At 64.5% G+C, this 20548-nt stretch carries 19 protein-coding genes and 1 riboswitch; of the genes, 7 read left to right on the top strand and 12 right to left on the bottom strand.

The window, feature by feature from the left end:
- The first annotated feature begins 64 nt into the window (after positions 1-64).
- On the top strand, positions 65-358 hold the full coding sequence (locus VF34_RS13845) for a putative quinol monooxygenase (protein ID WP_032367959.1): 294 nt from the start codon (positions 65-67) through the stop codon (positions 356-358).
- On the opposite strand, the gene VF34_RS13840 is transcribed toward VF34_RS13845, so the two are convergent.
- The 3 genes from VF34_RS13840 to VF34_RS13830 all read right to left on the bottom strand — a co-directional run bounded on the left by VF34_RS13840 (position 293) and on the right by VF34_RS13830 (position 3416).
- Positions 293-1789 carry a phage infection protein gene (locus VF34_RS13840; protein ID WP_230595160.1) on the bottom strand — a complete coding sequence of 499 codons (1497 nt, stop codon included), beginning with the start codon at positions 1787-1789 and terminating at the stop codon, positions 293-295. The two genes, VF34_RS13845 and VF34_RS13840, sit on opposite strands and share 66 nt — an antisense overlap.
- A 96-nt stretch (positions 1790-1885) precedes the next feature.
- Entirely contained in the window at positions 1886-2500 is a 615-nt protein-coding gene (locus VF34_RS13835; protein ID WP_032373390.1) for a histidine phosphatase family protein, read from the bottom strand.
- 4 nt (positions 2501-2504) lie between these two features.
- The gene (locus tag VF34_RS13830) at positions 2505-3416 is read right to left on the bottom strand and encodes a LysR family transcriptional regulator (RefSeq protein ID WP_155288498.1); all 912 of its coding nucleotides are present in this window, start codon (positions 3414-3416) and stop codon (positions 2505-2507) included.
- 82 nt (positions 3417-3498) lie between these two features.
- Here VF34_RS13830 and VF34_RS13825 point away from each other — a divergent pair, with 82 nt between their 5' ends.
- A complete protein-coding gene (locus VF34_RS13825) occupies positions 3499-4731 on the top strand; it encodes an MFS transporter (protein ID WP_032373389.1) in 1233 nt (410 codons plus the stop codon).
- Here VF34_RS13825 and VF34_RS13820 read toward each other — a convergent pair.
- From VF34_RS13820 to lysX, 5 genes are all read right to left on the bottom strand, one after another.
- The gene (locus VF34_RS13820) at positions 4717-5202 is read right to left on the bottom strand and encodes a DUF4190 domain-containing protein (protein WP_052062922.1); all 486 of its coding nucleotides are present in this window, start codon (positions 5200-5202) and stop codon (positions 4717-4719) included. The genes VF34_RS13825 and VF34_RS13820 overlap by 15 nt on opposite strands.
- Before the next feature lie 50 nt (positions 5203-5252).
- Complete coding sequence (locus VF34_RS13815; protein ID WP_032367602.1) at positions 5253-5654, bottom strand: PPOX class F420-dependent oxidoreductase; 402 nt, start codon at positions 5652-5654, stop codon at positions 5253-5255.
- 218 nt (positions 5655-5872) lie between these two features.
- A complete protein-coding gene (locus tag VF34_RS13810; protein WP_032373388.1) occupies positions 5873-6877 on the bottom strand; it encodes a beta-ketoacyl-ACP synthase III in 1005 nt (334 codons plus the stop codon).
- A gap of 100 nt (positions 6878-6977) precedes the next feature.
- Complete coding sequence (locus tag VF34_RS13805) at positions 6978-7874, bottom strand: alpha/beta fold hydrolase (protein WP_196249525.1); 897 nt, start codon at positions 7872-7874, stop codon at positions 6978-6980.
- A 109-nt stretch (positions 7875-7983) separates the two neighbouring features.
- The gene (lysX, locus tag VF34_RS13800) at positions 7984-11295 is read right to left on the bottom strand and encodes a bifunctional lysylphosphatidylglycerol synthetase/lysine--tRNA ligase LysX (RefSeq protein WP_032373387.1); all 3312 of its coding nucleotides are present in this window, start codon (positions 11293-11295) and stop codon (positions 7984-7986) included.
- A 304-nt stretch (positions 11296-11599) separates the two neighbouring features.
- Between lysX and VF34_RS13795 the strand changes: the two genes are divergently transcribed.
- Positions 11600-12571 carry a hypothetical protein gene (locus VF34_RS13795; protein ID WP_032373386.1) on the top strand — a complete coding sequence of 324 codons (972 nt, stop codon included), beginning with the start codon at positions 11600-11602 and terminating at the stop codon, positions 12569-12571.
- Here VF34_RS13795 and VF34_RS13790 read toward each other — a convergent pair.
- From VF34_RS13790 to VF34_RS13775, 4 genes are all read right to left on the bottom strand, one after another.
- Positions 12553-13107 (bottom strand): GNAT family N-acetyltransferase, encoded by a 555-nt coding sequence (locus tag VF34_RS13790; protein WP_032373385.1) that lies wholly within the window; start codon positions 13105-13107, stop codon positions 12553-12555. The genes VF34_RS13795 and VF34_RS13790 overlap by 19 nt on opposite strands.
- 216 nt (positions 13108-13323) lie before the next feature.
- Positions 13324-13743 (bottom strand): TIGR03668 family PPOX class F420-dependent oxidoreductase, encoded by a 420-nt coding sequence (locus tag VF34_RS13785; protein ID WP_032373384.1) that lies wholly within the window; start codon positions 13741-13743, stop codon positions 13324-13326.
- Between the two features lie 10 nt (positions 13744-13753).
- Positions 13754-15109 (bottom strand): putative bifunctional diguanylate cyclase/phosphodiesterase, encoded by a 1356-nt coding sequence (locus VF34_RS13780; RefSeq protein WP_052062921.1) that lies wholly within the window; start codon positions 15107-15109, stop codon positions 13754-13756.
- A gap of 83 nt (positions 15110-15192) precedes the next feature.
- Positions 15193-16239 (bottom strand): LacI family DNA-binding transcriptional regulator, encoded by a 1047-nt coding sequence (locus VF34_RS13775; RefSeq protein WP_032373383.1) that lies wholly within the window; start codon positions 16237-16239, stop codon positions 15193-15195.
- Positions 16240-16285: 46 nt separating this feature from the next.
- Here VF34_RS13775 and VF34_RS13770 point away from each other — a divergent pair, with 46 nt between their 5' ends.
- From VF34_RS13770 to VF34_RS13755, 4 genes are all read left to right on the top strand, one after another.
- On the top strand, positions 16286-17374 hold the full coding sequence (locus VF34_RS13770; RefSeq protein WP_230595158.1) for an MFS transporter: 1089 nt from the start codon (positions 16286-16288) through the stop codon (positions 17372-17374).
- 101 nt (positions 17375-17475) lie between these two features.
- Positions 17476-17672: riboswitch (cobalamin riboswitch) on the top strand.
- On the top strand, positions 17660-18688 hold the full coding sequence (locus VF34_RS13765; protein WP_032373382.1) for an ABC transporter substrate-binding protein: 1029 nt from the start codon (positions 17660-17662) through the stop codon (positions 18686-18688). (Overlaps the previous riboswitch by 13 nt.)
- Positions 18685-19710, top strand: coding sequence for a FecCD family ABC transporter permease (locus VF34_RS13760; protein ID WP_032373568.1), 1026 nt, complete (start codon positions 18685-18687; stop codon positions 19708-19710). Before VF34_RS13765 ends, VF34_RS13760 begins: the two co-directional genes overlap by 4 nt.
- Positions 19707-20495: an ABC transporter ATP-binding protein gene (locus VF34_RS13755; RefSeq protein ID WP_032373381.1), complete on the top strand. Its 789-nt coding sequence runs from the start codon at positions 19707-19709 to the stop codon at positions 20493-20495. The genes VF34_RS13760 and VF34_RS13755 overlap by 4 nt, the downstream gene beginning before the upstream one ends.
- Positions 20496-20548: the final 53 nt, after the last annotated feature.

The following is a 20548-nucleotide window of genomic DNA, read 5'->3' as shown; positions in this document are numbered from 1 at the left end:
GGGTCGGGAGTACGTTCGGTGAGGAAGAGTGTGTCTCGCCGAACGAAGGAACCGATTCCGCATGATCAACGATCTCGAGGTAGTCGCGACGATCACCGCCAAGCCGGACGCAATCGACACCGTGCGCGACGGGCTCGTGGCTCTGGTCGCCGAGTCACGCAAGGAGAGCGGCAACGTCTCCTACAAGTTGTTCGAGTCGGCGGTCGAGCCGGGCACCTTCATCACCATCGAGGTATGGAAGTCGCAGGAGGACCTCGACGGCCACATGCAGACCCCGCACCTGCAGCAGGCGCTAAGCGAATTCGGTGCCCATCTCGCGGCCCCGCCCGCCATCCATCCGCTCCGGCCCGTCGGCTGAGCCTGCCCGCGCGCTGACGTACACGAGTGCCGAGACGGCAAGCAGCGCCACCGTGGCACCGATCGCCAGCCACCCGGTCCCGCTCATCTCTCCCGACGCGATGATGCGGGCACCGGCGGCGGTGTAGCTCATCGGCATGAAGGCTGCGACGTCTCCCCAGATCGGTGCCGTCGATGCGTACGCGAAGCCGCAGACGACTACCTGGACGACCAGCGCGACGACGTTGACGATCTGCCCGACGACGGCACCGAGCACTCGTTGAATTGCGCCTGCGGTGGCGAGATAAGCCGCGGCCGACACGATGAGGAACGCGCCGGCTCCGATCACCGGTCCGAGGGCGGCGTCGGTGGCGAAGGCGAATGCGACGGCCGCGCTGACACCCACTGCGGCGACGGCCGCTCCGACGGCGAGCCACCGCGGCTTGGTGTCCCTGCCCAGGACCCGCACGAGGCTGACGCAGCCGAGAGCTCCGAGTGCCACGAGGGCGGCAATCAGATACGGGGTGGCACCGATGCCGGTGCTCGTCGCAGTCGCTGCAACGTTCTGGTCGGAGGTGGCGTCATCGGTCGTGGCCGCCGCTTTTGCCGGGAGGGCGGCGGAGGCGTCGCGCACATTGGTGGCGATGCCGTTGACGATTCCCTCGACGGGTTTCACCGACGTCACGAGCTGATCGGTGCCGGCTTTGAGTTGCTGCCCGCCGTCGTCGAGCTGGCCGAGTCCGTCACGCAACTGCACGGTTGCGTCGCCGAGCTGCGCGGTGGCACCGAGGAACTGACTGTTGGGGTCGTTCAGTTCGGTCGACAGCTGCTGAGCACCACCCTTGAGGGTCTGCAGCTGAGCGAGCGTATCGGGACCGAACGCCTGAGTGTTGAGGTTGTCGATCACTCCGCGGATCTCGCCGGAAATCGCGTCGGACCCCGGATGCGGGAAGCGATCGACCGTGTCTGCCGTGGCGGCGAGCTTTGCCGTGAAGTCGGCCTGCAGAGCTCCGAATCCGGCGAGCTGGTCGACGACCTGGTCGACACCCCCGCTGATCTGCGATGCGCCGTCACCGAGCTGGCCGATGCCGTCGCGGTACTGGCCGAAACCGTCGGCGAGCTGGATGGTTCCGTCGTGAGCCTGGGTGATGCCGTCGGCGAGCTGGCCGACGCCGTCGTTGAGCTGCGTTCCGCCTTCGGTCAGCTGACCGATGCCGCTGGAGAGAAAGGTGATCGGGAGCGAGGCGCTGTTGAGGCTGCTCCTGGCCTTGGACAGGGGATCGGCCGTCTGCTGTGCCTCGGCCGGGGCCTGCTGAGTGTCTGCGACAACGGCGGTCGTCGTGGTCGATTCTCCGCCCAGGTCGTAGCCGGTGCCGAGTGCGAACGCACCCACAGCCACCAGAGGGAACGCCAGTGCGACGAGAGCAACGGCAGGACGTCGGAAGATACGCATTTCACCCATGATGACTTCGAGGCTAACTGCCACCGCCGGCCGCACCGACCACTCGGAGCGATCCACAGCGGCCGTTCTGCACCTCTACCAGGGACTTTAAGAGGTCTCTGTGGATTGTCGGTTGCGCGGCAACAGGTCCCACACATGGGCGGTCTCGTTGACCGACGAGACCGATCGGGCACCGCTGCGGGAGAAGAGCACACGCGTCACCGAGCAGTAGTCGATGGGAAATCCGAGCACTTTCGGGGTCTGGAGAATGTCTTGCAACAGCATGTTGACGACGCCGCCGTGAGCGAAGAGGACGACGGTATCGGAGTGCGCGGCGGCCGAGACGATATCGTCCACTCCGTCGAGAACTCGCCGGCGGAAGGCCTGCTCGTCGACCTGCTCGGGTAGGTGACCGGCCTTGATGCGGTCGTAGGCGTCGCGAAATTCGGTCTTCGCGGCCTCGATCGGGACGTAGCCGCCGAAGTCCCGGTCGTACTCGGTCAGACGGTCGTCGGTCGTGATCTCGAGACCGAGCCGTTCGGCGAGTGGCTGCGCGGTCCGGATCGCGCGTTGCTGCGAACTCGACACGACTCGCGACACCGTGAAGCGTGCCAGCGCATCCGGCACTCGGCAGGATTGCTCGACGCCCAGTTCGTCGAGATCGGGATCGGCCGAGGACTCCGATCGTCGCGGAAGGGCGTGCCGTACCAGAACCAGTTGCATCGACTCACCTAATCACGAGTGTGCGTCCACTGCGTTCCACCATCGAGCGGAAGGCCGCCACCTGGCGGGGCATGTCCGTCCCCGGCTCCCACACCATGCCGATTCGCCTGCGCGCAGCTGGTTGGGTGAGTCCCACGTCGACCGTTCCACCCTCGGCGCCGTGTGCACGGATCCGCGGCAGGATGGCAATGCCGAGGCCGGCGCCGACGAGTCCGCGCACGGTATGGGTGTCCTGTCCCTCGAACGCGATGCGCGGGCTGAATCCGGCATCGGCCCACAGCTCGTCACAGATCGAGCGCATTCCGTATCCGTGGCCCATGGCGATGTAGTTCTCGTCGGCGGTATCGGCGAGATCGACCGTCTTCCGCGACGCGAGACGGTGATGTTCGGGGACCACCAGCATCAGCCGCTCGTCGTACAGCTGGAAGGAATTCGTGTCGGTGTGTTCGGCGCTCAAAGACACGAACGCCAGGTCGGACGCGCGATCTGCGAGGCGATCCAGACAGCGTGCACGTGCGCCTTGGTCGAGATCGAACGTCACCGCGGGATGGTCGACGCGAAAGTGCCGGATCAGTGCCGGCACGACGTCCTCACCGAGTGTGTTCTGGAACGCGACGGCGATTCGGCCACGCGCTCGGGCGTCGTGCTCGGTCATGGCGTCGATACCGGCGTCGATGTCGCTCAGGGCTCGTTGAAGATACGGGATGAGGACGCGGCCGGTATTGGTCAGCACGATGCCGCGACCCCGTCGTTCCACGATGTCGACGCCGAGGATCGCCGATGCGCGGGCGACCTGCCGACTGACGGTGGGTTGCGGGACTCCCAGGACGTGGGCGGCGTCGGTGATGTGCTCGGTGTCCGCCACCGCGACCAGTGTCGGCAGAAGCGGCAGCAGCTCGGTGGTCTCGCGGCGCATGAACGAAGCATATCGCTGACGTATCGATTGCTGGAGTCTCATGCATTGGACGTATACCGTGAGCGCTTCTAACGTCTTTGACATGACTACGACGCAGCCCGAGGTCCTGCAGTGGGAGGGGCATCCCAAGGGATCGACCGAGTACCGGCGTCTGGTGTTGGCGCTGCTGTTCGCCGGAGTGGCGACGTTCGCGCAGCTCTACTCGGTACAGGGGATTCTGCCGCTCATCGCGTCCAGTCTCGACATCACCCCGTCGCAGTCCTCGCTCGCCGTCGGCCTGGCGACCGTCGGCGTCGCGGTGTCGGTCATTCCGTGGTCGGTAGCGGCCGACCGAATCGGACGCGTTCGAGCGATGACCGCCTCGATACTCGTCGCGACGGCACTGGGTTTGCTGGTGCCTCTGTCGCCTTCTCTCGAGGTGCTGCTGGTCCTGCGATTCTTCGAAGGTGCTGCGCTGGGCGGACTCCCGGCCATCGCGATCGCCTATCTCAGCGAGGAGGTGCACCGCAATCACACCGCGCTGGCAGCGGCGACCTACGTGTCCGGTACGACGCTCGGTGGGCTACTGGGGCGGATAGTTTCAGGACCCGTTGCAGAACAGACCAATTGGCGAATCGGAACCCTGACCGTGTCGGTCATCGCGGCGCTGGCAGCGGGACTGTTCGTGTGGTTGGCACCGCGGCCGCGAACCACCCTCGTGCACAGCAAGATCGGTGACCTACCCGGTCGGTTGTGGGTGAATCTCCGAGAGCCGGGGATGCTGGCACTGTACGGCCAGGGTTTCCTGCTGATGGGCGGATTCGTCGCGGTCTACAACTTCCTCGGATTCCGGCTCGAGGCAGCACCTTTCGGTCTTCCACAGTCTCTGATCAGCTTGATCTTCGTGGCCTACCTCAGTGGCACGGTGTCCTCGCGAGTGGCGGGGAAGTTGGCGACGAAGCACGGCCGGTCGATCGTCCTCGCCGGATCGACCGCCACCATGATCGCCGGAGTCGCACTGACGATGGCGTCGAACCTGGCCGTGATCCTCACCGGGCTGGTGATCTTCACGATGGGATTCTTCGCCGCCCACGCCATCGCGTCGGGATGGACCGGCCAGCGAGCCGTCCACGGACGGGCCCAGGCGACATCGCTGTACAACCTGTTCTACTACGGAGGATCGTCCGTCGTGGGCTGGCTCGGCGGAGTGGTCTTTCAGTCACTCGGATGGAATGCCTTGGCGCTGTTCGTCATTGCGTTGGCAGTCATCGCCGGCCTGTGGGCCGCAGCGATGAACGGCCGACTGGCGCAGCAACCGAACTCAATACGTGGATGAATTCGAGGCGGCTATCGCGAAGATGAAAATAGCAGCCACGACGAGGACGAACAGGGCGATCGACACGTAGCCGACGATCAGACCTGCCGTCGCGAATCCTGACCCGCCCTCGCCGGTGCGCTTGATCTGGCCCTTCGCAACGTGGCCACACACCACCGCACACACCGACGCGATCAGCGGGATGAACGTCAGACCCAACACCGCCAACACGAGCGACACGATCGCCAACGTGTTCGTCGCGGGTGCCGGCCGAAAACCCGCTCCGACATACGGGGCCTGACCGTATTGGGGCTGTCCGTATTGGGGTTGTCCGTACTGAGGGTTCGGGTATTGAGGATTTTGGTATTGAGGTTGTCCGTGCTGCGGGTTCTGGTAGCTCGTGTTCGGGTCCTGATACGGCGGGTACTGCTGACCCCCGTACGGCTCGTCCTTCTCGAACGCGTCGCTACCTTCACCCTGCGGATTGACCATTGCGGGAGTCTTGCACCTGAATTGGGCCGTCGCAAGCGGCAAGGCGAGGTCTACGAACCGACCTTGCCCCAGCCCACATACGCGTCGACGGTCACGTAGCCGGTCACGCGCGGCTGATCGCGAACCGGATACCGCTCGCCGGTGTAATGCGTCGCGATGCGATCGATATCCACCAGATCCGGGTCGTCCTGCAACTCGATCGAACCGTGCACCGTCACATGCGTATACCAACTGGCCTCGTCCATCACCGAAATCGAGACCTTGGGATTCGCCCGAATGTGCTCCAGCCGCTTACGCGAGGCATCGAAATTGAGCACGATCTTCCCGTCCTCCCACAAATACCAAGTGGGCGCGGTGATCGGAGTTCCATCGGCACGAACAACCGCCATGACAGCGGGATTCGCCTTCTTCAGCAACTCGACAGCATCAACGGGCAACGGAGGCTTGGGCATGAACCAACACTACGACCCGAGAGCTGACTCGGCCAGACCCTCGGCGGACCGCCCAACCGCCCGAGTCCACCCGCACCCACCCCACCCGCACCCAAGTCCACGCGGCCCGAGTCCACTCAACGTGACATTGACTGCCGAAAAGGCCACTGAATGTCACATTGAGTGGACTGCGGGTCGGTGGACTGCGGGTGGGTGTGGGCTGCGGACGGGTGGAGTGATTACAGCTTCGGGAGTTTGACGACCTGTCCGGCGTAGGACAGTCCTGCACCGAAGGCGAGGAGCAGCGCTGTGTCGCCTGCTTTGGCTTTTCCGGTGCGCAGTAGTTCTTCCATTGCCAGGGGGATGGACGCCGCGGAGGTGTTGCCGGTTTCGGCGATGTCGTTGGCGACGGCGGTGCCCTCGTCCAGGTTGAGGCTCTTCGCCAGCAGATCGGTGATGCGGCTGTTGGCCTGGTGAGGGATGAAGGCGTGCAGTTCGTCGGTTTTGATGCCGGCGACGTCGAGTACCTTCTGCGCGGCCTTGCCCATCTCGAATGCAGCCCAGCGGAAGACGGAGATTCCGTTCATCCTGATCCAGGGCCGTTCCATGTCGGCTGTCGTGATGTATTCGTACCAGTCCGTGGTCTGCACGATGGCGTCGGACTGCGAGCCGTCGGATCCCCATACGGCGGGTCCGATTTCGGTTTCGTCGCTCTGTCCGACGACTACGGCTCCGGCGCCGTCGGCGAAGATGAAGCGGGTGGTGCGGTCGTACGGGTCGGTGGTGACGCTGAGCTGCTCGGCTCCGATGACGAGGACGTACTGCGAGGTTCCGGCCTTGACCAGGTCCGATGCGACGGCGAGTGCGTAGCAGAAGCCTGCGCATCCGGCGCAGATGTCGAACGCGGCCGGTCCTTTGGTGCCGAGTCCGTGGGCAACCTTGGCGGCTGCTTGGGGTGTCAGTTCGAGGTGTGTGGAGGTCGCGACGATGACGGTGTCGACCTGCTCGGCGGAGATGCCGCTGGCTTCGAGTGCTTTTCGGCCTGCCGAGATCGACATCTGGACGACGTTTTCTTCGGGGTCGGCGAATCGGCGGTTCTTGATGCCCGATCGCGTCTGAATCCACTCGTCGCTGGAGTCGATGAACTCGCAGATCTCATCGTTGGTGACTATTCGTTCGGGGCGGTGAACGCCCAGACCGAGCATCTTCGACTGTCGACCTTGCGTTGTGCTGATCGCAACCATCTTCAATTTCCTCTCGTGCTACCGCGCCATCGCCGAGCTTCGGCTCGGGTCTTGGGCTACGGGCTCGTCGACACACGTTACGTGCGTCGACGGGAGAGGTTCACACCAGTTCGGTGATGAGCGCCGCAACCTCGGCGGGTTTGTCGATCATGGCGTGGTGATGGGCGGGTATGACGACGGTGAAATCGGCTCGCAAGTATGTGGCCAGCTTGCGTTGGGTCTTGATCCATCTGCGTCCCCACGGGGACGGGCGTCCGGTGTGGGCGGCCGCGACGATAACGGGAACGACGAGTGGCAATCGCTTCCGAAGTTGGTTCAGTTCGGCCGCGAGGTCCGGGTAGACGACATCTTCGACGAGTGCAGCCGTGAGATAGGTGGGCCTGCGGTAGATGTCGTCGACCCAGTCGACGACGTCCTTCGGTGTCCCGTCGGGTGGCGTCGCCTGGTTGAGTATCGGTCGGACGCGCGGGCCGACGAGCCGCTGAAGGCCCGTGCGGCTCAGTAGCGTCGACAGCAAATGCGCTGCGCGCACTCGCAGAGCCGCCGGAAGGATGCGGCGGGGGTCGGACTCGGCGCTCGAGTCCAGGAGAAGAACACCACGTATGCGCGACGGGTACAGCCGGGCCACCGCTTCTGCGTAGAAGCCGGCAATCGAGTGACCCGCGACGACGGCGGGTTCGGTGACACCGAGCGCGTCGAGGACGCCGACGATCCTGTCGGCCTCGCCGCGGACGGTGGGAGTGGCGCCATCGGGTAGAGGGTCGCTGAGTCCGAAGCCGGGGCGGTCGAGAACCACGACATGATGGCGGGCGCTCAAGATATCGACGGTGTCGTTCCAGTCGAACCAGTTACTGCCCAGGCCGCCGCAGAGAACGATCGTGGGGCCGGTTCCCCGGACGAACAGATGCAGACGTTGGCCGTCCACTTCGACGTACCGCCCGGGAGGATGTTTCACGGGAAACAATGCCTCGCGCTCGGTTCGATTCCCGTGATCCATGTTTTCGTCCCCACCGTGCATTGCCTACTCGAAGTTTGTTTAAGCCTCTAGTTTCCACCATTCGCCCCGTTTTGCAACTTTACCGTGGAGTATCGCCTCGGGAAGACCGTCATTGACGCGGTTTGGCCAGCGGAAATGCGAGTGTCTCGCGAATGCTGCCGCCGGTGATGAGCATGACGACGCGGTCGACGCCCATTCCGAGGCCGCCGGTCGGGGGCATCCCGTGCTCGAGCGCCTGCAGGAAGTCCTCGTCCAAGCTTATCGCCTCTTCGTCGCCACCCGCAGCCAGCAACGACTGCTCGGTGAGGCGTCGACGCTGATCGACGGGATCGGTCAGCTCGCTGTAGGCCGTCCCCAGTTCGACCCCCCACGCCACCAGGTCCCACTTTTCCGCGACACCGGGGATGCTCCGATGCGGTCTCGTCAACGGCGACATCGACGTCGGGAAGTCCTTGTAGAAGGTGGGAAATTCGGTGCAGTCCTCCACCAGGTGCTCGTACATGCCCTGGGCGACGGCACCCGCGTCCCACGACTTCTCGTACGGGATGTCGTTCTCGTCGCACAGCCGCTGCAGCTCGTCCAGGGGCGTCGACGGCTCGACGGGGACACCCAATTTCTCGGCGACGGCACCGTGCAGTGTCTTGACGGGCCATTCCCCGGAGATGTCGATCTCGATCAGCTCGCCGTCCGGGCCGTCGGGCCGCAGGATGATCTCGCGGCCGTGGGCTGCGACGGCTGCACGCTGAATCAGTTCGCGGCACAACACCATTGCGCGCTCGTAGTCACTGTGTGCCTCGTACGCTTCGAGGATCGTGAACTCCGGATTGTGCTTGAAGTCCGCTCCCTCGTTGCGGAACACGCGCCCGATCTCGAAGACCTTCCCCATGCCGCCGACGCACAGCCGCTTGAGATAGAGCTCCGGTGCGATGCGCAGATACAGATCCAGGTTGTAGGCATTGATGTGGGTGACGAACGGAGCAGCGTTCGCACCGCCGTGTACCTGCTGCAGGATCGGTGTCTCGACCTCCATGTAGCCGCGGTCGCTCAGTGAATCACGAAGCGACTTCACCACATTCGAGCGTGCGATCATCAGCGCGCGCGCATCGCGGTTGATCGCCAGGTCCACGTACCGCTGCCGTACTCGCGCTTCCGGATCGGTCAGACCGCGGTACTTGTCGGGCAGAGGGTGCAGGCATTTGGCGTTCATTCGCCACTCGGTGGCGAGCAGCGACAGCTCACCACGCCTGCTGTATCCGATGGTGCCACTGACTTCGATGAGGTCACCCAGGTCGAAGTCGGCATCGAATTCCTCGATTCTGTCGCCGACGCGTTCGCGGTCGAACAGCACCTGAATATCGGCCGACCAGTCCCGGATGACGGCGAACGACACGCCGCCGTAGTCGCGAATGCGCAGTATTCGACCCGCAATTCGGACGGTCGTGCCCTGGGGCGATGCCGCCGCTTCACCGACGGTGTGCGTCGGGGGATAGGCGACGGGATAGCCCTCGATGCCGTCACTTTCGAGACGATCGAGTTTGGCCATGCGCACGCGTACCTGGTCGGGACGTTTACGGCCGGGCACGGTGTCGTCTGCGGGAGTCTCGGGTCCACTGCCGTCGGGATGAATGTCCTCGGCGTCGACCAAGGCTGCGGGCACCGCGACGTGGGACCCGGTGTGCTTCGAGGCGCGCCGAAAGGTCGGCAGAGTCAAGAAGCCTTCGGCGATGGCCGACGCGACACCGACCTTCGGCAGTACCCGGTTATCGGCGAAGCACAGGTAGCGCGGCTCCCATTCCGGCAAGTACTTCACATTCGAGCGATACAGCGCCTCGAGCTGCCACCAGCGCGAGAAGAACACCAATACGCTGCGCCAGATTCGCAGTACCGGACCGGCCCCGATCCGACTGCCCTCCTCGAACGCAGCACGGAACACCGCGAAGTTCAGCGAAATCTTGCTGATACCGAAATGATCTGCGCCGGTGGCAAGTTCGGTCACCATCAACTCGATGACACCGTTCGGCGACGCCGGATCGCGGCGCATCAGGTCCAACGACGCGCCGGTCCGACCCCACGGCACCAGCGACAGAACACCGACGATCTTCTCGCCCTGAACCGCCTGCACCAGAAGACAATCGCCGTCGAGCGGATCGCCCAACCGGCCCAGCGCCATCGAGAAACCACGCTCGGTCTCGGTATCGCGCCACGCATCCGCGCACGCAATGATCTCGTCCATCTCCTCGGCCGAAATATCGCGATGACGACGCACGGTGACCACGACACCCGCTTTGCGAGCCCGGTTGACGGCCTGACGCACGGGACGCATCTCGCGTCCATTGAGGTTGAAATCTTTGGTTTTCAGGATTGCTTCGTCGCCGAGTTCGAGAACACTCAGGCCGGCCCGCTTGTAGGCCGTGGCCCCGATCTCGCTGGCCCCCATGACAGCTGGGGTCCAGCCGTACTTCTCGGCCAGGTCGAGCCACTCGGATATCGCATGTGGCCACGCCTCGGGGTTGCCGATCGGGTCACCACTGGCCAGACACACCCCGACCTCGACGCGATACGTCACCGCCGCCTTGCCGCTGGTGGCGAAGATGACGCCCTTGTCGCGGCGGGTCGCGAAGTAACCGAGGGAATCGTCGGCACCCCACTTGTCGAGCAGGCCGCGCAGAGCCGACTCGTCGCGCCCGGTCAACGCATTGCTCGACCGTTGCGACCGGAACAACGTGACCACGGCACCGAGCAACGCCAGCGCTCCGAACAGTCCCAACGCCGTATTGACGAAACCGTTCGGCCTACCGTCGAACTGCTCGTTGTCCACCGTCGCCAACGCCGTCACCCTGTTGAACGCCCACAGGAACGTCTGACCCTCCGGCAACGAACCCGGGAACAACGCCACCAACGCCCACCCGACAATCGTGCCGACGGCCGCTCCCAGCACGAGCACCCCGAGCGCCTTCCACACCGCACCGCGCCGAACCCGCGTGTAGAACTCCTTGCGCGACGCGATCAGCAGACCCGTCACGACGACATGAACCGCCAACGCAATCCACGAACTGACGTTCTTGTCCTCGATGCCCTCCGCGACGTTCGTGATCGCCAACAACACCAAATAAATCGTCAGCAACCACCACGCAATACGCTTCCGACTCGCCAACGCCGCCGCCAACAACCCGACAACCAACGCCCACGACAAACTCGTATCCGGAGCATCGAAGTAATACGTGTCGACATACTCCCGCGGCGCATGAACCAGATACCGCAAAGTGGGCGACAGACTCCACAGAAACAACGCCGCCGCGAACACACCGAGCACCAGCCCCGCGATATGCGGAACCTCACTCAACCGACCGCGCTGCGGCGGCGAAAACGACCGTGGTGCCGTAGTACCCGACCGATCCGAGGGAACTGCTGTCGCCGTCATGTCTCACTCCCGAAATAAGAACGCACGAGTTGCAAGATAGACGGTATCCCCGCTGAGGTGGGTGGGTTGCCTGTTGCCGCCCCGCCGTCCACTCAATGTGACATTTGGTGGCCTTTCCGGCAGTCAATGGCACATTGAGTGGACTCGCGTCCGGTCACGAGTTCGCGCCTGGCCTTGCTCGAGTCAGAGTGTGGGCCACCCTTTCTGTATGCGTTCGTCCACAGGCCTTTGGTTATCCACAGGGCTGTTGATAGCGCGACGTCGGGTGCGATCGGTATCCGGCCGAGCGTGCAGGATCGTCTGTATGAAGAGGGGCGGCGTACGGGTCGATGCGAGGGTAATTGCGGCCGCATCGGATCGCGGGCTGGTGCGGACTGCTCATCTTCTCGAACTCGGCGTCGCGTCGAAGACGATTGTTCGGCGCACGCTGCCGGACGGTATCTGGTCACGGGCGCTACCTGGCCTGGTGTTCTTGAAGAACCGTTCGCTGACGCCCTTGGAGCGGGCGGTTGCCGCGTCCATCTACTGCGGTCGTGATGGCGTCATCAGTGGTCGGGCCGGGCTGGCGTTGCATGGTCTCGGTACATCCGGCTCGTTCGAGGAGACGTTCGTGCTCATCCCCGAGGCGCAGCACCGCAGGTCCGTGAGCTTCGCCGCGGTGGAACGTACGTGGCGGATGCCAACGGCGGAAAGTAAGTCGGGTCTTCCCGTCGCGCCGGTTGTTCGGTGTTTGTGCGACGCGATTCGTCGCATGAAGAACGCCGAGCAGTGCATGGCGCTCGTTGCCAGTGTCGTTCAGCGGGGTGCGGCAACGATCGAGGCGATCATGAAGGAACTGGACGCCGGCACCACGCGTGGAACCGCGATGCCTCGTCGAGTACTTCGCGAACTGGCCGCCGGCGCGCACTCCGTTGCCGAAGCACACGCGCAGAAGTTGTACGCGCGCAGCGGTCTTCCCCCGATGACGCACAATGTCGCGGTACGCGACGAGTCGGGCAGGTTGCTGCTGGTGGCCGACAATTGGCTCGACGACGTCGCCCTCGACTGGGAGATCGACTCGCTCGAATATCACCTGTCACCCGCGGCGCACCGCGCCACCGTGGAACGACGGGAGCGCGCTCAGAACGCCGGCATCATTGTCGTGACTCACCTGCCCAGCGACATTCGCGACGATCCGGAACGCGTTCTATCCGACCTGCGGTCACGGTACCGACAGGCGCTCGCGCGTCCGCGCCCCCACGTCACCGTCGACCCGTCCTACCGCCGATCGGGCTGATACACCCAAATCATGTGGTCTCCGGTTTCGGCCGCAGCGGCCAAGGCTCGCGGCTCGATCCTGTCGAGGACGAAACCCAGCCGCCGCGGAACGGCTCGACTCCTCGAATTGGCTGCATCGCAATGAATTTCGACGCGATCGACGTCGGCGAGTTTCAATGCCTCTTGCGTGAGGGTCGCGGTGGCTTCCGAGATGATGCCGTCACCCTCGGCTGCACTGTCGAGCCAGTACCCGATTTCGATCCCACCCGGTCCGACTCGTCGGTGCAATGCAATCTTCCCCAGGAATGCGCTGGTGGATCGACCGAAGATCCCGTAGTCGTACATTTCGTCGGCGTCCCACAGCTTCCGGCTTTCCGCGATGCGGACGATCTGCGCCGATCTGTCGGCAGCGTCCTCGGTGGCCCAACCGAGCCACGGCAGCAGGCGGACCCGATTTCGCTCGATCGCCTCGGCAATGACGACAGCATCGTCTGCCGTCTCGCGTCGAACCACGAGACGGTCGGTGACAATCCGAACGGGAGGTTTGCTGACCATTGAGACAGTCTGACTCCCTGCTACTGCCGATTCCAATGGTTTTTCGGTGCCCTCCGACCCATGTGCAGTCCACTCGATGTGCCATTGACGGTCGAAAGGGCCACCGGATGTCACATTGAGTGGTCAGACAGTAGTGGTGTCAGACAGTAGTGGTGGTCAGCCGGTAGAGGTCTGGCGGTGGGGTGGGCGATGCTTGGGGGAGAGGAAGTAAAACGATCAGGAAGCGGACCACGATCTCCAGGACAGTTTGTCGATGACGATGACCGGCCCCTCGGGTCGGTTGTTCTTGTATTGGCTGTATTTCGCGACGAGGGTGTCGGTACCGACTGTGCCTTCGGCGCTGCCCGCGTCGACGATGCGGGCGTTGCCGTCGGCGCGGATCCACCAGAGTTGGGACCAGTCGTCGGAGTAGTGGTCGACGATGAGGCTGACGGCGGGGTCGGCGCGAATGTTATCGAGTCGCTGCAGTTTCTGGGTGGTTTTGGGTTTCCAGTCGATGGCTGTGTAGATGCGGTCGCCGGTGGGTGCGACGGCGTAGACGATGGGGACCAGGTGTGGGGTGCCGTTCGGGTTGATGGTGGAGAGTTGGGCGCGGGGCGCGTCGGTGAAGCGTTGAATTTCGTTGTCTATCTTCACGTTCGGTTCCTCATGCGGATTCGCTGTGGCTGCTGTGTCGGGTGATGTATTGCTCGAGGTCGGCGACGGGCATGGGTCGTCCGAGTAGGTGTCCTTGGCCGAAGGTTACGCCCATGTCGGTGCAGATTCGGAGTTGTTCGGTGGTCTCGATGCCTTCGATGACGGTGTCTTTGCCGAGGGTGGTGGTGACGTCGACGAGGGCGGTGCAGAGGGTGGTCATGGCGCGGCGTCGGTGGAGGTTGGTGCTGTCGAGGTGTTGGGTGAGGGATCTGTCGATCTTCAGGATGTCGACGGGGAGGGTGGCGAGTCGTTCGAGGGAGGAGAAGCCGGAGCCGAAGTCGTCGATCGCGATGAGGACGCCGTGGCGTTGGACGTCGCGGAGTTGGTAGTGCACGGCGTCGAGGTCGTGCAGCGTCTGCGATTCGGCGAGTTCGAGTGCGAGTCGACCGCGTTCGATGCCGTGGGTGTCGACGATGTCGATGACGTCGGTGGCCAGGGTTCCTGCGGCGAAGTGTGCGGGGCTGACGTTGACTCCGACTTGGAGCATGATCGCGCGGGATTGCCAGTCGGCGATGGTTGCCGCGACGTCGGTGAGAATCCACATGCTCAGTGGGACGATCAGGTCGTTGTCTTCGGCGAGGGGGATGAAGGCGTCGGGCATGAGGAGTCCGAGTTCGGGGTGGTTCCAGCGGACGAGGGCTTCGGCTCCGACGACTGCTCCGGTCGCGAGTTCGACGATGGGTTGGTAGACCATGGTGAGCTCGCGCTCGGTCATGGCGACACCGCGCAATCGTTCGAGGAGTTCGAGTCGCATGCGGTTGGTGTGGTGCAGCTCGTCGGTGAAGATGTGATGGCGGTTGCGTCCGGTGGCCTTGGCGGCGTGCATCGCGGCGGTGGCGTTGTGCACAAGCTGGGTGGCGCGATCGGTGCTGCCGGTGGTGGACGCGACACCGACGCTGGCGGTGAGAGTGAGTTGACGGCCGCCGAGCTCGAAGGGGGGCTCGAAGATGCTGGCGAATCCCGCGGCCATGGCTCGGGCTGCCAGGGCATGGCTGCCGTAGGCGACGATGACGAATTCGTCTCCGGTGAGTCGACCGATGGTGTCGCCGGGTCGGGTCGATGCGGTGAGCCGGTCGGCGACCATGCACAGCAGCTCGTCGCCCTGGGCCGGTCCGAGCGCGTCGTTGTATTCACGGAAGCCGTCGATGTCGACGAGGAGGACGCTGAAGTGCTGTTCGGTGCCGAGGTCGACCAGCGCGGCGGTGATGGTGGCCAGAATCTTGTCCCGGTTCGGAAGCCCGGTGAGGGCGTCGAGCGTCGGGTTGGGGTCGGCATGGCGGAGCGGCGTGTCGTGTTCTCGACTCACAGTGCCCCCTCGTAGCCGGACGGCCACCGGCGATACTAGCCGAAGAGTTTGCTTATCGCCTATAAACGGGGAACGTGCCCTTTTTAGAGGGCGTTACGCAGCCCGCCCGTCGACCCTCGCTTCTCGATGTTCCACACCGCTGCGTCGACGGTGTCGCTGAGGCCGAGCACCCACCGGGCCGCCGATCTGCCCTGGTCGAACAACGATTGAGCGACGGTGGTCAAGTGGGCCGCTGCCGCTGCCGGGGAGTCGTCCCATCCGGTCAGTGCGACGTGGCCGGGAATGTCGATACCGGCAGCCGTCGCCGCGTCGAGTGCGCCGAAGGCGAGTTCGTCGCTCATCGCGAAAATCACGTCGACGGCGTTGTCGCGCAACAACAGTCGCGCTGACCGTGTGCCCTCTGCACGCGAATTGTGGGTGGTGAACAGCGTCGGTACCGTCGACCACTCGATGCCTCGACGCATGCACGCATCGCGGTAGCCCTCGAGTCGTGCGCGGGTTACCGGCATCGAGATGTCCGACGCGTCGGCACCGTGCACGACCGTCGATTCGCGTCGCGAATCGGGTCGCAGCGCGACGATCGCGGGCCGACGGCGATTGCGCAGAGCAATGGTGCCGATCGCGTCGGCGGCGGCGCGATCGTCGATTCCGATGGAGTTCAATCCCGGATGCTCGGGTCCGCCCTGGACGCAGGTGGGTCGACCGGTGCCGACGAGGACGTCGAGGACGGGGTCGTCGACGCCGGTGGTCCAGACGACGTAGCCGTCGACCTGCGCGTCGCGAATCCTCGCAATATCGCTGTCGCGGTGCAAATTCGGCAGCATCACCAGTGCAGTGTCGGCGTCGAGACACGCGTCGGCGATGCCCGAGAGGAACCGTCGGGCCTGGGGATCCTCGAAGGCGTAGGTGAGTTTTTCATCGAGTACGACGCCGATGCTGTTGTGCTTTCCGCTGCGGAGCGAGCGTGCCGCACGGTTGGGACCTGCGTATCCGAGGGCCGCCGCCGCTGCGTGGACGCGGTCCCGGGTGGCAGGCGAGACGCGGTCGGGTTGGTTGTAGGTGTACGACACGCTCATGGTGGAAACTCCCGCAGACGCCGCGACGTCGGCCATCGTCACCCGATTGTTCACGGGGTCACCTTAGCGTGCGTCGACGATCTGTGTAACGATACACAGCATGTCGTCGCTCCTTCCCAAGCTGCTGGTCCTCGGTGCAGCCGCCTTCATCTATGTCACGGCCGAAACGTTGCCCGTGGGTCTGCTTCCGGAGATCTCGGGCGATCTCGGCGTCGGCGAATCCGCTGTCGGTCTGCTGCTGACCTTCTACGCATACGGCGTCGCCGTCATGACCATGCCGTTGATCAGGTTCGTACGCGACTGGCCGCGGCGACGGGTCGTCGTCATCACCGTTGCAGCACTGGCCTTTTCGCAACTGCTCTCTGCGGTGTCCGTCGGGTACCCGATGCTGGTGCTGTCGAGGATGCTGTGCGCGGCCACCCACGGAGTCTTCTGGGCCGTGGTCGCACCCGTCGCGGCGTCACTCGCACTTCCCGGTAAGCAAGGAAAAGCGATCGCCACGGTGTACGCCGGCACCTCGTTGGCGTTGGTCGCCGGAAATCCGATCACCGCGGCCATGGGTCAGTGGTTCGGGTGGCGCACTGCTGCAACGATTCTCGGTGTCGTTGCCGCCGCTATCGCGGTGGCGCTCTACTTCGTCCTCCCCGCACTACCGGTCACCCGGGCAGCTGCGGGCGACAAGAAATCACCGCGCGTGCTCGACGGCACCCTGGCGATCCTGTGTGGAGTGACGTTCCTGGCCGTCCTCGGCCATTTCGCCGCGTACACGTACTTCTCGCTCATCGTCGATCGCGCAATCGGTTCGGCCGGAACCACTCTGACGCTGATGTTGATGCTCTACGGTTTGTTCGGGGTCGTCGGTATCTGGGTGATCGGCAGAACGTACGACCGTTGGCCGCGGCCTCCACCATCGCAGCTCTGGGTGCCGTCGCGGCCGCGACGGCGATCCTGTGGGGCACCCTCAGCGCAGCACCGGGCAGCCTGGCCGTCCTTGCTGTCGGGGCGATCGCGTTGTGGGGTCTGGCCTTCACCACGCTGCCGGTCTGCATCCAGTCCGCCGTGGTGCGGGCCGCCCCTGCCGACGCCGACAAGGCGTCGGCGATCTACGTCGTCGCCTTTCAACTGGCCATTGCCACCGGGGCCCTGGTGGGAGGCGTCGTCGTCGACGCCAGGGGCATCGGGGCGGTGACCGCTGCGGCGACGATCCTGGTGGCTGTGGCACTCACAGTCGTAGTGGTCGCGCGCAGAGCCTTTCCGAGCTCGTATCCGTCGGTACCGGTCTCGACGCCGGCGCACTGACCTCTCGGCGCTCTCGCGCGATAGGGTCAGCACGCGACGAACGAGGGAATCCGGTGCAATTCCGGAGCTGGCGCGCAACGGTGACGGGTGAGAGCTCGAAGTCCGAATGCTCGGACGTCGTGATCGAACCCCACCCGCGGCTCCGCGACACGAGCCCCAAGCAGGAAGCTCTTCGATGCGTACCTCTCTCGCAGCACTAGGCGCTGTCTCCATCCTTCTGGTCTCCGGTTGTTCGACCGCGTCGACCCCCGACGCGTCCACCGACACCTCCGGGAACTATCCCCTGACCATCGAGAACTGCGGACGCGACGTCGTCGTCGACGCACCACCGCAACGCGCGGTGTCGTTGAACCAGAGCTCGACGGAGATACTGCTCTCGCTCGGCCTCGCAGACCGGATGGTGGGCACCGCCACCTGGACCGACCCGGTCCGCTCGAACCTCGAATCCGAGAACGCCAGGGTGCCGAGGCTCGCGGACAACAAGCCATCGCTCGAGGTCGTGTTGGATACCGAGCCCGATTTCGTGTCCGCGTCCTTCGGCGGCACCCTCGGACCCGGGGGAGTCGCAGATCGGAGCAGGTTCGAGCAACTCGGCGTCCCGAACTACCTCTCGCCCACCGACTGTCAGGGCAAGACCGACGAGAGCGTCAATTCCGACGGTGCCCGCACGGAGCCGCTGGTGATCGACACCGTCTATCGGGAGATTCGTGATCTCGCTGCGGTCTTCGACGTGCGAGACCGTGGCGAGCGCCTGGTCGCCGAACTGCAGGATCGGTTCGAGAAGGCCTCCGGTTCGGTCGACGCGTCAGGTGTGTCGTTGGCCTACTGGTTCGCCGACACCGATACGCCGTACATGGCCGGTTGCTGCGGATCGTCGGGCATCATCACCGACTCCGTCGGCGCCGAGAACATCTATGCCGACACCACCGACGAATGGCCACAGGTCAATTGGGAGAGTGTGCTCGATCGCAACCCGACTGCACTGGTGCTCGCAGATCTGAGCCGACGCAGTATCGCCGGGGACGCCCTGGACAGCAAAATCGGCTTCCTGGAGTCGAATTCGGTCACGAACCGAATGCCCGCCGTCGAGAACAAGCGGTACATCGTCGTCAACGGTGCCGATCTGAACCCGTCCATTCGGACGATCGACGGTGTCGAGAAAGTTGCGGCCGCCCTGCAGGATTGGGGAATGGCGTCGCGATGAGCCGCACCGATCGCGGGGTGCTCGTCCCACTACTGCTCGCAGGATCGGCGTTGTTGGTGCTCTCGATCGGCGTCGCCGTCACCATCGGACCCGCGAACGTGTCGGTGCCCGACGTGTATCGAGTGATACTGACGCACATGGGTATCGGGAGTTCGGGAGTCGGTCGCATCCAGGACGGAATCGTCTGGGAGCTGCGCCTGCCCCGGACCTTGCTGGCCGCCGTGTGCGGCGCGGGTCTCGCGCTGTGCGGGGCGATCATGCAATCACTGCTGCGTAACCCCCTCGCCGATCCCTTCGTCCTGGGCATTTCGTCCGGTGCATCCACCGGAGCGGTCCTCGTCGCGGTTCTCGGCGTCGGCGGTGGCGCTTTGTCCTTGTCCACAGGGGCATTCGCCGGTGCGCTGCTCTCGTTCGTCCTGGTGATGCTGCTGGCCGCAGGCGCAGGCGGCGGAAACGACCGCGTGGTGCTGGCCGGGGTCGCGGGGACGCAGCTGTTCTCGGCCTTGACGTCGTTCATCGTCATTTCCTCGGCCGACGCCGAACAGACACGCGGCGTGCTGTTCTGGCTTCTCGGATCGCTGAGCGGTGCCGACTGGACGGACGTGGTGCTGTGCGGATCGGTTGCGCTGCTCGGAATGGTGGTGTGTCTGTTCAACACCTCGGCCCTCGACGCCTTCACATTCGGGCACGACGCGGCCGCGTCCCTCGGTGTTCCGGTCAAGTGGGTGCGAATCCTGTTGTTGGTCATCACCGCACTGATCACGGCCTCGCTCGTCAGCGCCGCCGGAGCCATCGGGTTCGTGGGTCTCGTTCTGCCGCACGCCGCCCGTTTTCTCGTCGGCGCACGGCATCGACGACTGCTGCCGACGACGGTGGTCATCGGCGCGATCTTCATGGTGTGGGTCGACACCATCGCCCGAACGCTGTTCGCGCCGCAGGAAATACCCGTCGGAGTGGTGACCGCACTCATCGGCGTGCCGGCATTCGCGCTCATTCTGTTTCGGCTCAGGAGATCCCGATGACGTTGCACGTGAACAACATCCAGTGGACCCGCGGCGGGAACCCGATTCTCGACGGCATCAGCTTCGCACCGGAACCGGGCGAGACCATCGGGCTCATCGGCCCCAACGGCTCCGGCAAATCGTCGCTACTGCGCATCCTCGCCGGTATCGTGGCACCCGACAGCGGCGACGTGCTGCTCGACGGAAAGAACCTGCGCACCCAACGTCGTCGCAGCATCGCCCGCCGCGTAGCGATGGTCGACCAACACTCCGACACCGACGTCGACATCACCGTCCGCGACGTCGTACGCCTGGGCCGCATCCCCCACCACGGCATCCTCGGCGGAGACACAGCAGCCGACGACGCCGCGATCGAACAGGCACTCACCGACACCGCCATGGCGTCGAAAGCCACCCGACGCTGGCACACCCTCTCCGGCGGAGAGCGCCAACGCGCCCAGATCGCACGGGCCCTCGCTCAACAACCCACCGAACTACTGCTCGACGAGCCGACCAACCACCTCGACATCCAACACCAACTCGACATCCTCACCCTCGTCGCAGGACTACCCCTGAGCAGTTACATCGCCCTCCACGACCTCAACCTCGCCGCCATGTTCTGCAACCGCATCATCGTCCTGAACAACGGCAGCATCGTGGCATCGGGAACCCCACACGAAGTGATCACCGAACACCTGGTGCGCGAGGTGTACAACGTGCACGCCAGCGTCTCGCATACCGACGACTACCCCCAGGTGACCTATCGCCGCCCCCGCCCGACCGCCCCCGGAGTCCACTCGATGTGACATTGACCCCCGAAAAGGCCACTAGATGTCACATTGAGTACCCGGGGGAAGGG

The organism is Rhodococcus sp. PML026, from assembly GCF_000963615.1.
Taxonomy (GTDB): Bacteria; Actinomycetota; Actinomycetes; order Mycobacteriales; family Mycobacteriaceae; genus Rhodococcoides; species Rhodococcoides fascians.
The sequence above is the reverse complement of the archived record's forward strand: the minus strand, read 5'-3'. Positions and strand labels throughout refer to the sequence as shown.

Coding starts and splice junctions, on each gene's coding strand:
- VF34_RS13825 (WP_032373389.1), top strand. CDS start 3,499: ATGACTACGACGCAGCCCGAGGTCCTGCAGTGGGAGGGGCATCCCAAG.
- VF34_RS13805 (WP_196249525.1), bottom strand. CDS start 7,874: ATGGATCACGGGAATCGAACCGAGCGCGAGGCATTGTTTCCCGTGAAA.
- VF34_RS13790 (WP_032373385.1), bottom strand. CDS start 13,107: ATGGTCAGCAAACCTCCCGTTCGGATTGTCACCGACCGTCTCGTGGTT.
- VF34_RS13820 (WP_052062922.1), bottom strand. CDS start 5,202: ATGGTCAATCCGCAGGGTGAAGGTAGCGACGCGTTCGAGAAGGACGAG.
- VF34_RS13810 (WP_032373388.1), bottom strand. CDS start 6,877: ATGGTTGCGATCAGCACAACGCAAGGTCGACAGTCGAAGATGCTCGGT.
- VF34_RS13755 (WP_032373381.1), top strand. CDS start 19,707: ATGACGTTGCACGTGAACAACATCCAGTGGACCCGCGGCGGGAACCCG.
- VF34_RS13765 (WP_032373382.1), top strand. CDS start 17,660: ATGCGTACCTCTCTCGCAGCACTAGGCGCTGTCTCCATCCTTCTGGTC.
- VF34_RS13830 (WP_155288498.1), bottom strand. CDS start 3,416: ATGCGCCGCGAGACCACCGAGCTGCTGCCGCTTCTGCCGACACTGGTC.
- VF34_RS13840 (WP_230595160.1), bottom strand. CDS start 1,789: ATGCGTATCTTCCGACGTCCTGCCGTTGCTCTCGTCGCACTGGCGTTC.
- VF34_RS13770 (WP_230595158.1), top strand. CDS start 16,286: ATGTCGTCGCTCCTTCCCAAGCTGCTGGTCCTCGGTGCAGCCGCCTTC.
- VF34_RS13815 (WP_032367602.1), bottom strand. CDS start 5,654: ATGCCCAAGCCTCCGTTGCCCGTTGATGCTGTCGAGTTGCTGAAGAAG.
- VF34_RS13835 (WP_032373390.1), bottom strand. CDS start 2,500: ATGCAACTGGTTCTGGTACGGCACGCCCTTCCGCGACGATCGGAGTCC.
- VF34_RS13795 (WP_032373386.1), top strand. CDS start 11,600: ATGAAGAGGGGCGGCGTACGGGTCGATGCGAGGGTAATTGCGGCCGCA.
- lysX (WP_032373387.1), bottom strand. CDS start 11,295: ATGACGGCGACAGCAGTTCCCTCGGATCGGTCGGGTACTACGGCACCA.
- VF34_RS13760 (WP_032373568.1), top strand. CDS start 18,685: ATGAGCCGCACCGATCGCGGGGTGCTCGTCCCACTACTGCTCGCAGGA.